We start from the raw sequence: 11978 nt of genomic DNA on the forward strand, positions 1-11978 counted from the left end.
CCGCGCTCGCGAACACACGTTATCCACTCACGATCACATCTGATAAATAATCAAGATATTAGAATATCTACCTATAAGTACGAATGTTATAGTAATTCTAACCATGACCAAAGAGCATTTACCGTGACAAGCCACAGAGATCAAAAACTCTTGCCAATTTTTATCGGCTTTTTGCTATTTTTCTTTAGTACAAATATCTTCGCTTCCGATTATAACGTGCTAGATTCCGTGGAAAAATCTGCTGAAAACCTAATAAAACAGCAAGTTACCTTACCAGAAAAAGGGGAATTAAAAGTTACAGCAGCAGAGCTTGATAACCGTCTTCGCTTTTCTACTTGTTCGGCACCACTTGAAGCCACTCTACCCGGTAAACAAAACTTAAGTGGTAATGTTACTGTGCTTGTTAAATGCCCTACCGAAAACTGGCAGCTTTATGTCCCTGTAAGCGTGCAATTAACACTACCTAAAGTTGTTGCTAGTGTTGCTCTTGGTCGAGGCATGGTTATTACTCGAGATAAACTTTCCGTTCAAATGGTTGAAAGTCGTTTCCAACGAGGCAATAGCTTTGAAGATCCTAATGAAATCATAGGATCAAAAGTTAAACGCTCAGTAAAATTAGGAGAAATGATCCAAGCCCGTGATATTTGTTTAGTATGCCGTAACGACACTGTCATTATCCGTGCCGGAACAGGCGGACTAAATATAGTAACAGAAGGTAAAGCGCTGTCTGACGGGGCTATCGGTGAAGAGATCCGAGTTCAGAATAGAACATCAAGACGCATGATTGATGCTATTATTACCGCAGTTGGTGAAGTAACCGTAAAGTATTAGTCAGAAAAGTTGATTTCGCATGACGATAAATAAATCATTTTATCTGCATAATATTTACTAAAGTCTGTTCACACTTTGCCGATAGCTAAGTATCACCGTTAATTATCAAGGTAAAACATTATGGCAAGTATTGATCACCTACGTGGCGGACAACCTGTAAATACCACACGTGTTGGCCAACAAAAAACCACCACAACGGAAGAGCAAACTACCACGTCAAACATTGCTAAAGAGCAACATGACGAAGTATCTTTAAGCTCTCAAGGTAAAGCTGTGGGACAAATTCATCAACAATTAGCAACAGAGCCAAGCTTTGATGCTGGAAAAGTGGCAGAGATCAAACAAGCAATTGCAAATGGCTCATATACTATTGATGCCGATAAACTTGCATCAAATATGTTAAAGTTCGAAGACGAGCTTAATGGGCTTTAAGATAACACCTGCATACTAGAATTGAGATCAGCGTAATGAAACAGACACTTGGTCAACTGCTTGAAATTCAACAAACCACCTTATTGTCTTTAATCGATCTTCTCAAACAAGAAAGAGTAGCAATAACTCGCCGCAAGGCGTTAGAAATAGAACAAATTGCCAAAGAGAAGTTAGATCTGATCTACAAAGTCCAGCAACATGATTATTTATTATCTTCCCATGAAGAGCGCGACCAGTTAACGCAGATCGACGAATACCAAACACAAGTGAAGACGATTCAAGATCTAGTGGAAGAATGCCAACAGTATAATGATATCAATGGCGAAGTATTACAGCGCGCTCACCTCAGCTTTCATAAGCTAAATAATTTATTCCAGCAAAGTCGTGGGCGGCACCAAATGACCTACAATTGTGATGGAATCGCACAAAATGTTCGTTCATTAGGTACCAACCTAAAAGCGTAATCGTTAAAACATGACTTCTTGTTTATTCGGTACATGAAACACTTCACCGTGTTGCTTCATTCGTTCCATCAAACCAATGTTTAACTCCATTTCAGTGACATAACTGTCACCGACAGGATAACTACGAATAACTTTTGCTCCACGAATAACACCATCTACTGCGCCATCTGTACTTTCATACCCTAATTGCTGATCATCAAGCGATGTTGTGGCACTAATACGTAATCCATAGATTTGCTCTGATAATTCGCGGTAAGCATCTAACTTAGAAGCGCGCATTGCACGAATACTTTTTTCTTCTTTTGTTCGCCCTTTTTGCTCACTAATTGAAGCATACCCTACCGCTTGGATCACATCTTTACTTTGGGTTAAATCAGGACCTGGAACCGTTGCACTGCCTGATGTTGTATTAGTACAACCTGACAGTAATAACATCGCAGCAGCTAAAGCCACATAATATTTCATTGTTACTTCCTTACGGCTTTAAAATTACATTATTATCAGGACGGTTACGCACATCTGTACGCATAATGACCCCATTTCGTAACTGAATCTTATTCATAAAATCCAAATCTCGACCAATACGCTCTGCCGGAAGAAAACCCTGTGCTGTAGCAATAACCACATTTGAGCGCATACCGATAATTCGAGCATTAATGAGCACACCACCACTTTGACGCAGCATTGTGCCTGTTAGCACGTAATCAACAGGTTGCTGTGACGCTAATTCTTTCCAGTTGCGACTAATACTAAAATCGCCATTACGCGTCACTTTAATTACCCCTGTTGACTTATAGTCAACCACTGTAAAACCACGTTGCTGCATTTGGTACATGAAGTTTTCACTCACTACATTACCTAGCCAGTTAGTTTCCGTCATATCTTGTAAATCAACAAACGAGGTAACAGCTAATGGCGTACTCGCCGTTAAATATTGGTTCGACGTTACCAATTGATTCGCTAATCCTTCAATAAAATAATCAACGGTATGTCTTGGCGTGTCTGATAAAGAGTAAGCGCCTGATGAGTATTTCTCTTTACCGTTATAAACCGGAGGTGCGGCACAAGCAGTCATCGCTAACGACAACACAATTACAATCCACTTATTCATTACTTACCCGCCCTCAAATATTGTTTTCTTTATATCGTACGAACATTTAAATTCTTTAATACAAGAGCCTAATTGGGAACACTCTTTGCATTCAATTTTTCATCGAACTATTAAAAAGCAAAAAACATACCTAAATGGGCTTTTATGAATAAAAAATTTTTACGCAGCTTAAGTGCACTTTGTTTGTTTTTTTCATGCTATAGCTCAGCCCAGTGGGTTGAAGTAACAGGTGAAGCGGTTATTTTAGAAAGTGAAGAAACAGCACGTGTTAATGCGCTCGAAGATGCGGTATATCAAGCAATGAAGCATGCTGGCGGTGAAATCGCAACACTTACGTCATTAAAACCTTATTTCGCAGAGCCTAAGCAGCAATATCGATTTAGTGGCAATGAGATCCGCAATGTAACAGTTCTTGAACAAAAAAAAGCAGGCGGCAAAATGTATGTCACCAGCCGTATCGATATTTATCCATCGGAAAAAAGTTGCCACAAGACCCAGTATAAAAAAGGCGTTCTATTAGGAAGCTTTTCAATTACAGAGCCACAACAAGCAGCAATGGGCAGCGTGTATAAAATAGGCACTGATTTCGCTTCAATACTCGGTAAACAAATCCAAAAACGTTCACAAAGCTTTATTGTTACCGGAAAAACTACCGTCCCTTTTAGTGCAACCCAAGCATCCGCAATGACAATGCTAGCTGAAGATCACGATGCGCAATATTTAATTGGCGGTGAAATAACAGATTTAACCGCCACTCTTGATGAGAAATCGAGAAAAAAAGATCAAGTCAATCGCCAGTTTGCGGTTTCATTGGAAATAATGGACGGTAAAACAGGTGAGATAATCTACCAAAATAGCTACCGTGAAATTGGGTTATGGCCGTTTTCTCGCTCAAGCCATGTAGATACCAAATCAGCACGTTTTTGGGTTTCACCTTATGGACAGAGCATTCAACGGATCAGCCAAAATATGATGCTCGATATTGAAAGTGCACTCTCTTGCCGAGCCAGCCTCCCTGAAATCATCAACATCCATAATAATGTTGCACAAATGAACGTTGGTCGTGTTCATGGCGTAAAGCAAGGTGATAAATTAAAGCTTTGGCATAGTGCAGGGTTTATTGATCAGAAAGGTATACCACGGAATCGTATGGTTGATACAAAAATTAGCTTAACCGTTGATCGTGTTTATGAAAAGTCAGCAGAACTTATTGTCAATCAACCAGAATTAGCAGCAAGCATTCAACCTGGTGATTTACTAACCAAGCAGACGCGACGTTAAGAGTATTCCCTTATATTTTTAAAAATATACCGTATAATACCTAAATGCTTCCTTAGCTCAGATGGATAGAGCGTCCCCCTCCTAAGGGGAAGGCCGCTGGTTCGACTCCAGCAGGGAGCGCCATATTTATCGAAGGCTTAGCAGTTTTTAATTGCTAAGCCTTTTTTGTTTCAGATAAATCATGTGTAGCTATAGGTGTAGTTAGCTATACGATATTGGATTTTTTATTTATAGCTTCATGTTCACATCAATGGATACTGCTATAAATTAGTTGCTTCATCTCACCAATAATCATTACTTTATTAAAAAATGAATCTATCGCTATACATTTAAAACTCCATATTTACTGTTTAAAATCAATCTTATTATTTTAATTTACTCTCTATTTGAAACATAACGTTACAATATTTGAACGTTGTTTTTTATTATTTTCGGTTTATACTGCCTGCAATTCATAACTACCATGTTATGCGCTTGTTTAGGATATTATTATGAAAATGAAATTAGCATCTCTTATTGTATCTGCCGCTCTTCTTGCTCCAGCAGCAGCTATGGCTAACACACCGGTTCAGCTTTCAGTTCCTGGCGTAAACCTACCATCAGGTAACGTTACAGGTGTTCGCCTAAATGCTCTATATGGGCATACCGCTTCTGTAACAGGTGTAAACTTCTCATTATTAGGTCTTTCAGATATTGATACATTCAAAGGTCTAAACTTTGGCCTAGCATTTGGTGTGAACCGTACTCGTTCTATGATGACAGGTCTTGAGTTTGGCCTTGCAAACTGGAATGACGGTAATGCTAAAGGTGCTGATTTTGGTGCCGTTAACTATACTGCAGGCAACTTTACAGGTGCACAGTTCGGTACGTTTAACTACGCAGGATCATTAAATGGTCTACAGTTTGGCTTAGTAAACGCAACCGATCATATTAATAAAGGTATTCAGATCGGCCTAATTAACTACGATAAGTCTGGTACTTTCGTTAGTAAGAGCCTACCTGTATTCCCTATTGTAAATGCGCGATTCTAAGATTTCGCTTTAACAATAAAGAGCCTCGCTATAATGCGGGGCTTTCTTTTAAGTGGCAAATTTTAGATATAAAAAAACCTCGCATAAAGCGAGGTTTAAAATTTGGTGGAGCTAAGCGGGATCGAACCGCTGACCTCTTCGCTGCCAGCGAAGCGCTCTCCCAGCTGAGCTATAGCCCCAAAACAGAATCAAGATAAAACGCTTTTAATTTTCAGTCAATAACGAAATATAGAAGAGTTTCATTCTGTGATAAGCTACGCTTTTTTGATATTAAAAGAATAGAAAACAGGTTGTGATCTACTCTTCTTAAAATCGCTGATTATGCGTTTGCTTCACGCTCTGCAATAAATGCTAATGCCATTTTGATACGAGCTACAACACGCTCTTTACCAATAAGCTGCATAACAGCATCAACAGAAGGTGACTGACCTTGACCTGTAACAGCTACACGTAAAGGCATACCCACTTTACCCATACCTAGCTCAAGTTCTTCACACACTTGTGCAATAACGGCATGAAGGTTTTCTGTTGTCCACTCATCAAGTGCTTCAACTTTAGCAAGTGCAAGCGCTAATGCTTCTTTGGCAACAGGACGTAAGTGTTTTTTCGCCGCGCCAGCTTCAAACTCACTAAAGTCTTGGTAGAAGTAACGAGATTGTTCAGCAAGTTCGATCAATGTATTACAACGCTCACCCACTAGCGTGATCACATCTGTAATAGCAGGACCATTTTCAATAGAAATTTCTTTCTGATCTAAGTGCCATTGTAGGTACTTAGCAACATATTCAGGCTCAGCTGTTTTGATGTAATGGTTGTTTAGCCATAATAGTTTGTCAGTATTAAATGCAGATGCTGACTTACTTACTGACTCTAGGCTAAATAGATCAATCATCTCTTGTAGTGAGAAAATCTCTTGATCGCCATGAGACCAACCTAGACGAACTAAGTAGTTCAGTAGTGCTTGTGGCAGGTAACCATCATCACGGTATTGCATTACACCTACAGCGCCATGACGCTTAGATAATTTCGCGCCATCATCACCTAGAATCATTGCACAGTGTGCAAACTCAGGTACTGGTGCACCTAGTGCTTTATAGATATTAATTTGACGAGGCGTATTGTTAATGTGGTCTTCACCGCGAACAACTTGAGTAATACCCATATCCCAGTCATCGATAACCACACAGAAATTGTACGTTGGGCTACCATCTGTACGACGAATGATAAGATCATCAAGCTCACTGTTCGCAATTTCGATGTGACCACGGATTTTATCATCAAAAACTACCGTCCCTTCTTTAGGGTTACGGAAGCGAATACAGAATGGTGAATCTTCTGTCGCAGCGGCATTAGCTGCAACAATTTTAGGGTGGTTTGCATCGTAGCGAGGTTTAATGCCTGCCGCCATTTGCTCTTCACGAATTTCGTCAAGAAGCTCTTTCGGACAGTAACACTTGTACGCTTTGTCTTCTGCTAGTAGTTGATCAACCACTTCGTTATAACGATCAAAACGCTTAGTTTGGTAGTAAGGACCTTCATCCCAGTTAAGCTCTAACCACTCCATACCTTCCATAATCGCGTCAATAGCTTCTTGAGTTGAACGCTCTAGATCCGTATCTTCAATACGAAGTACAAACTCGCCGCCCATATGTTTAGCGTATAACCATGAGTAAAGTGCAGTACGAGCACCGCCTACGTGCAAAAAGCCAGTTGGACTTGGTGCAAAACGAGTTTTAACCGTCATTGGAATTACCTTATGAATGAAGGACTACACAGTAAGTACTACTGTGTCTTATCTAATGAGGAGTATTTTAGCACTGTGGGGTAAATCTACAATATTTGAGGAGTAATGAAGAGAAAATCCGTTTTTCTCTTAAATAAGAAACAACTTTAAAAAATAACTTTACCACCAATATGTTCACAATAGTAACGAGGTACATATTTTGATTGCATGTGACCTGAATTATCACTAACAACACATCTATAAATATTCATTGCTGGTGCGCCGCCTCCATTTCCCATTGCTCCTCCTGCACAACTTTCGGCAGTAGCAAGGCTAGAAAAAGCAGATAAAATCAGACCAATAATAAACATGGATATTTTTTTCATTACATTCGCTCCATAGTAAACAACATATGTAACAAATATAAATATAGTGCTTTTTTTGTTATCACTCACTCTAGTTGATAAAGTTCTTAAAAAAAAGAAAGCCAGTACTTTTCAGCACTGGCTTTTATTCGAAACTATTTTTCTTATTTAATACCGAATGGCATTGTTAAGATAAGTTTAAAGTCTGTTTCGTCATTGAATCCGTTAGAGTATGCACCCCAGTCACCAGCATTTGTGTCATTGTAGTACTGAGTGTAGTACATGCTGATATTTGCATCTTTAAGAGCACCTGTCTGAATTGCGTAGTTAGTAAATACACTAAATGCGTATTCTTTCAATTCATCAATACCAGCTTGCTCAGATTTAGCACCGAAACCATATGCAGCACTAATACCAGCATTTAAGCCTGTTGCACCGATATCAGCGAAGTCACGAGACATCGAACCAAATAGTGCTAACTCACCATCATGGTTGTAATCAGAACGGTTATTCCACCAAATATCATACGCACCATTTGAGCCGCCATATTGCTCTGTTAAACGGTATGCGAAGTTACCGACAGTATTTCGTTTCTCCGTTGAGTCAGCCATTGTGTACGTAGTTTCTGCACGGAACGAGTATGGGCCTGATGCAAAGCTAGATAGGAATGCTAATTGGAATGCAGTGTCATCATATTGGTTCTTATCATCAATCATGTAAACTTGAGGAGACCAGTATAAACCACCTTCAGTAGTACCTTTAACTTTAATATGAGCATTCTTACGATCGCCATCAGTTAAACCACCAAATGCGGCATCAATAGATACACCATTAGCTAATGTATAACGTGCACCAACAGAGTAAATTTCACCTACATCTTTACCTGCACCACCCCAGAATGAGCCGTCATTAAACTTATATGTATCCTTAAACCATGGAGCTTTGTACTCATCTGCGAATACAGCACCTAATGCTAAGTCACCAAAGTTCAAGCCAACTTCACCACCACGGTAAGTACCAGGAGCAAATGACCAGTTAACACCAAGAGTACTTGGAACTGATGGCTGGAAATAACCTAATTTAGCGTTTACATTCTCACCAAACTTAAATTTCAAATTAGCTGTTGAATATGAAACACCATTATCAGTTTTGTAGCTATCACATGATGTAGCTCCATAAGGAGAGTCACAGTCAAAGAAATTCATCTCGTGTTCGAATGAACCACCAGTATCCTCGCCAGCCCACATATCAAATGTAGAGTAAACAACTAAATCTAAACCTACAGTATTTGCAATATAACCAGAATTGAAACCTAGGTTTGCAAATACTGAACCATGATCTAAGTTAGTTACTTTAGAAGTATCATTACCTTGATCGTCTTTACCAGCACGGTCACGAGCACGCATGAAGTAGTTAACATTACCGCTGATTTTTGATTCACTAAAGAATGCAATTTCATTATCAATGATATCTTGAGGAACATCTTGCTGTGCCATTGCTGGCATTGCTACTGCGCCTAACATTGCTGCTGTTAAAGCAGAAACTTTAAAAAACTTTGATTCCATGGAATAAACTCCTAAAAGATATAAGCTGTTTACCTGTAACCTGAATGGTTGGCCGCCGAAGGCTACAAGTAAATCTCCCATATGTTAGCCGAATCAATTCGACCAATTCATATTTTTTCGTTCGAAATTGAACTTTATGTAACTTCGCTATTAAGACTACTTTCGCAGCGCAAAACATCAATAAGAACTTACTTTCTTGTGTTAAAAATTTGATTCAGTGCAAACTTTCCGGCCTATAGTGATCTAGCTCAAATGTTTTCAAACGCTCATCACTAAAAAAAATAACCATTTAAAAACAATACGATATGGTGTTACCAGTGTGTATGTGTGACCCTGATCGTATTTTGATATTTCATTAACATAAGCTAATTTTTTTGATTAACAGATTATTTACATTATTATTTTTAAACGCAGAACAACACCGATTAACTACATTGATCACACAGCTCTATACACTGTTTCATTTAATTCATAAAAAATCCGCCCAAAAAATGAGCGACTTTTTTTGTAACAAGATTTATCAAACCTATAAAAAAGATCTTAAGCCATCAGATCGACGAGCTTTTGTTCGTACCAGATCTCAATACCTAGCTCTTGCGCTTTCGCTAATTTAGAACCAGCCGCTTCACCAGCGACTAATAAATCAGTTTTCTTCGAAACACTGCCAGTGACTTTTGCACCTAATTTTTGTAATGCTGCTTTAGCATCAGAGCGCGTTAATTGAGATAAAGATCCTGTTAGTACGACCACTTTTCCATCAAGCGGTAATTCGACATCATCGCCAAGTTTTTCAATTTCAGGCCAATGTATCCCAGCTTCTTGTAACTCGTTTACAACAGCCATGTTGTGATCTTCTCTAAAGAAGTTAAAGATATGTGCCGCAACAATACCGCCGACATCCGGCACTGCAATTAACTGATCTTTCGTTGCTTGGCTAATTGCTTCTAATGTATCAAAGTAATTCGCTAGATTAGCGGCAGTAGCTTCACCTACTTCACGAATACCTAATGAATAAATAAAACGAGGTAATGTTGTCAGTTTTGAAGCATTCAACGCATCAACCAGTTTTTGAGCTGATTTAGGTCCCATGCGCTCAAGTACCGTCACCTCTCCTGCACTGAATTTAAACAAATCAGCAGGTGTTGTTACCATTTCACGATCAACCAGTTGCTCTATCACTTTTTCGCCACAACCATCAACGTCTAGTGCTTTACGTGATACGAAGTGCTTTAAGGCTTCTTTTCGCTGGGCTTGGCAGAAGAGTCCACCAGTACAACGAGCTACAGCTTCGCCTTCAATACGCTCAACCTTTGACTGACAAACAGGGCACTCTGTTGGAAATACAATCGCTTGTGCATTTTCAGGACGTAGAGATTCAACTACTGAGGCGATTTGTGGGATCACATCACCAGCGCGGCGGATAATAACAGTATCGCCAATCATTACGCCTAAACGTGCCACTTCATCAGCATTATGTAGCGTCGCATTACTGACTGTTACGCCGCCCACAAAAACAGGTTCAAGCTTAGCAACGGGTGTTATTGCACCTGTACGTCCAACCTGAAACTCTACATTGTTTAGGATTGTCATCTCTTCTTGGGCTGGGAATTTATAAGCAATTGCCCAACGAGGTGCTCTAGCAACAAAGCCAAGCTGTTGCTGTGTATCAACATCATCAACCTTAATCACCACACCATCAATTTCATAGCCTAGTGATTGGCGTTTTTCACCGATGCTTTGATGGTAAGCAATAACCTCTTCAATACTGTCAACTTTTCGAATTTCTGGGCACATTGGAAGTCCCCATGCTTTTAACTGACACAGGCGTTCATATTGCGTATCAGCAAGTTCACGTCCATCGACAACACCAACCGCATAAGCATAAAAACTTAATGGTCGTGTGGCAGTAATTTTAGGGTCAAGCTGACGCAAGCTACCAGCTGCTGCATTCCGTGGGTTAGCAAAAGCCTTATCACCTTTTTTAAGTGCCTTAGCATTTAACTCATCAAAGCCTTTTTTAGGCATGAAGACTTCACCGCGAACTTCTAATCGCTCAGGCCAATCGTCGCCTTGAAGCTTTAAGGGAATCGCACGAATAGTACGTACATTATGAGTAATGTTTTCACCTGTTGCGCCATCACCACGGGTTGCTGCTTGTACTAACACTCCCTTTTCATACATTAGGCTCACAGCAAGACCGTCTAATTTAGGCTCACAGCAGTAACTGAATGCGGCTCCTGAACGCAAGCGATCTTGTAAACGTTTTTGAAATGCACGTAAATCATCATCATTAAACGCATTGTCTAACGAAAGCATCGCGATCTCATGTTTAACTTGAGTAAACCCCTCTAACGCAGCACCACCAACTCGTTGGCTTGGCGAATCAACAGTTATCCATTCTGGATGCTCAGCTTCGATCTTTAGTAGTTGCTGCATCATTCGATCATATTCAGCATCAGGGATCTCTGGATTATCTTCAACGTAATAACGATGACCGTGGTAATCGAGTTGCTGTCGTAACGTTAATAGTTGTTGCTGAAGGTCAATACTCATTTTTTTCTACCTGACATATCTTGATAGTTTCTGCCAAAACAACAGTCTATCGATAACAAAATAATTAAGACTATTGCCTAAATTTAAATAAAAAACAGGCCCCTTAAAGGAGCCTGCTCATTAATGTCTTCATCTTTTTAAAGATTAAGCATTATTATATTTCACTGATTTTTCTCGATATTGCGTAATACGATTTGGCGTGATCATTATACGATCTTGATCGAGAACATCTGCATTCAACTCATCAGCTATTTGCTGTGCTGTTTGTAGCATTAAGTTAAAGTTACTTGCTGCTTTACCGTAACAAGGCAACATTAGGAAAAAGCCAATACCTGGTGTTTCAAAATGCTGATAGTTAGTTTCAGGGAAAGAGCCTGGGTTTAATAAGTTAGTTACGGAGAAAATAACAGGCTCTGTACCTGCTAAATCAGCGTGACGATGGAATACTGAATTCTCACCAAAAATTAAACCATGTCGCTCTAAACATGCAAACAGTGACGGCCCACGTAAAATCTTACCGCTGCGCGCATGGACACATAGCGAGATATAAGTTGGTGGTAATGGCTCTGGCTCTGGCTCTGGCTCTGGCTCTGGCTCTGGCTCTGGCTCTGGCTCTGGCTCT

12 protein-coding genes and 2 tRNA genes are annotated in these 11978 nt (G+C 39.8%); 6 read left to right on the top strand and 8 right to left on the bottom strand.

Features of this window, described 5'->3' with window-relative positions; all coding sequences use genetic code 11:
• Positions 1 to 123: 123 nt before the first annotated feature.
• From flgA to flgN, 3 genes are all read left to right on the top strand, one after another.
• Complete coding sequence (gene flgA / locus I3259_RS00465; protein WP_238027822.1) at positions 124 to 831, top strand: flagellar basal body P-ring formation chaperone FlgA; 708 nt, start codon at positions 124 to 126, stop codon at positions 829 to 831.
• 120 nt (positions 832 to 951) lie between these two features.
• Positions 952 to 1263: a flagellar biosynthesis anti-sigma factor FlgM gene (gene flgM / locus I3259_RS00470; protein WP_105060722.1), complete on the top strand. Its 312-nt coding sequence runs from the start codon at positions 952 to 954 to the stop codon at positions 1261 to 1263.
• Between the two features lie 35 nt (positions 1264 to 1298).
• Positions 1299 to 1727 (top strand): flagellar export chaperone FlgN, encoded by a 429-nt coding sequence (gene flgN, locus I3259_RS00475; protein ID WP_238027823.1) that lies wholly within the window; start codon positions 1299 to 1301, stop codon positions 1725 to 1727.
• A gap of 3 nt (positions 1728 to 1730) precedes the next feature.
• Here the strand turns inward: flgN and I3259_RS00480 are convergent, their stop codons facing one another.
• Both I3259_RS00480 and I3259_RS00485 read right to left on the bottom strand, forming a co-directional pair.
• The gene (locus I3259_RS00480; protein ID WP_107294141.1) at positions 1731 to 2192 is read right to left on the bottom strand and encodes an LPP20 family lipoprotein; all 462 of its coding nucleotides are present in this window, start codon (positions 2190 to 2192) and stop codon (positions 1731 to 1733) included.
• 10 nt (positions 2193 to 2202) lie between these two features.
• Complete coding sequence (locus I3259_RS00485) at positions 2203 to 2838, bottom strand: FlgO family outer membrane protein (protein WP_238027824.1); 636 nt, start codon at positions 2836 to 2838, stop codon at positions 2203 to 2205.
• Between the two features lie 144 nt (positions 2839 to 2982).
• Between I3259_RS00485 and I3259_RS00490 the strand changes: the two genes are divergently transcribed.
• The 3 genes from I3259_RS00490 (at position 2983) to I3259_RS00500 (ending at position 5150) form a co-directional block, all read left to right on the top strand.
• Complete coding sequence (locus tag I3259_RS00490; protein ID WP_238027825.1) at positions 2983 to 4119, top strand: flagella assembly protein FlgT; 1137 nt, start codon at positions 2983 to 2985, stop codon at positions 4117 to 4119.
• 46 nt (positions 4120 to 4165) lie between these two features.
• Positions 4166 to 4242 (top strand) — tRNA-Arg (locus tag I3259_RS00495).
• Positions 4243 to 4610: 368 nt separating this feature from the next.
• Positions 4611 to 5150, top strand: a complete 540-nt coding sequence (locus tag I3259_RS00500) for a hypothetical protein (RefSeq protein WP_238027826.1) — start codon at positions 4611 to 4613, stop codon at positions 5148 to 5150.
• A gap of 103 nt (positions 5151 to 5253) precedes the next feature.
• On the opposite strand, the gene I3259_RS00505 is transcribed toward I3259_RS00500, so the two are convergent.
• The 6 genes from I3259_RS00505 to zipA form a co-directional block, all read right to left on the bottom strand.
• Positions 5254 to 5329: transfer RNA gene (locus I3259_RS00505), tRNA-Ala, on the bottom strand.
• Between the two features lie 140 nt (positions 5330 to 5469).
• Positions 5470 to 6894: a glutamate--tRNA ligase gene (gene gltX / locus I3259_RS00510; RefSeq protein WP_105060729.1), complete on the bottom strand. Its 1425-nt coding sequence runs from the start codon at positions 6892 to 6894 to the stop codon at positions 5470 to 5472.
• 146 nt (positions 6895 to 7040) lie between these two features.
• Positions 7041 to 7259 (bottom strand): hypothetical protein, encoded by a 219-nt coding sequence (locus tag I3259_RS00515; RefSeq protein WP_238027827.1) that lies wholly within the window; start codon positions 7257 to 7259, stop codon positions 7041 to 7043.
• Between the two features lie 143 nt (positions 7260 to 7402).
• Complete coding sequence (locus tag I3259_RS00520; RefSeq protein WP_238027828.1) at positions 7403 to 8803, bottom strand: OprD family outer membrane porin; 1401 nt, start codon at positions 8801 to 8803, stop codon at positions 7403 to 7405.
• A gap of 540 nt (positions 8804 to 9343) precedes the next feature.
• The gene (gene ligA, locus I3259_RS00525) at positions 9344 to 11356 is read right to left on the bottom strand and encodes an NAD-dependent DNA ligase LigA (RefSeq protein WP_238027829.1); all 2013 of its coding nucleotides are present in this window, start codon (positions 11354 to 11356) and stop codon (positions 9344 to 9346) included.
• A 144-nt stretch (positions 11357 to 11500) separates the two neighbouring features.
• Positions 11501 to 11978: cell division protein ZipA (gene zipA / locus I3259_RS00530; RefSeq protein ID WP_238027830.1), on the bottom strand; the 478-nt coding region annotated here is incomplete at its 5' end.

The sequence above is a fragment of the Photobacterium sp. Ph5 genome (genome assembly GCF_022129445.1).
In the GTDB taxonomy this organism is placed as follows: domain Bacteria; phylum Pseudomonadota; class Gammaproteobacteria; order Enterobacterales; family Vibrionaceae; genus Photobacterium.

Bases quoted from the DNA above. Each gene is read 5' to 3' on its own strand.
- flgM (WP_105060722.1), top strand. From the start codon at position 952: ATGGCAAGTATTGATCACCTACGTGGCGGACAACCTGTAAATACCACA.
- flgN (WP_238027823.1), top strand. From the start codon at position 1,299: ATGAAACAGACACTTGGTCAACTGCTTGAAATTCAACAAACCACCTTA.
- I3259_RS00480 (WP_107294141.1), bottom strand. From the start codon at position 2,192: ATGAAATATTATGTGGCTTTAGCTGCTGCGATGTTATTACTGTCAGGT.
- I3259_RS00485 (WP_238027824.1), bottom strand. From the start codon at position 2,838: ATGAATAAGTGGATTGTAATTGTGTTGTCGTTAGCGATGACTGCTTGT.
- I3259_RS00490 (WP_238027825.1), top strand. From the start codon at position 2,983: ATGAATAAAAAATTTTTACGCAGCTTAAGTGCACTTTGTTTGTTTTTT.
- I3259_RS00500 (WP_238027826.1), top strand. From the start codon at position 4,611: ATGAAAATGAAATTAGCATCTCTTATTGTATCTGCCGCTCTTCTTGCT.
- gltX (WP_105060729.1), bottom strand. From the start codon at position 6,894: ATGACGGTTAAAACTCGTTTTGCACCAAGTCCAACTGGCTTTTTGCAC.
- I3259_RS00515 (WP_238027827.1), bottom strand. From the start codon at position 7,259: ATGAAAAAAATATCCATGTTTATTATTGGTCTGATTTTATCTGCTTTT.
- I3259_RS00520 (WP_238027828.1), bottom strand. From the start codon at position 8,803: ATGGAATCAAAGTTTTTTAAAGTTTCTGCTTTAACAGCAGCAATGTTA.
- ligA (WP_238027829.1), bottom strand. From the start codon at position 11,356: ATGAGTATTGACCTTCAGCAACAACTATTAACGTTACGACAGCAACTC.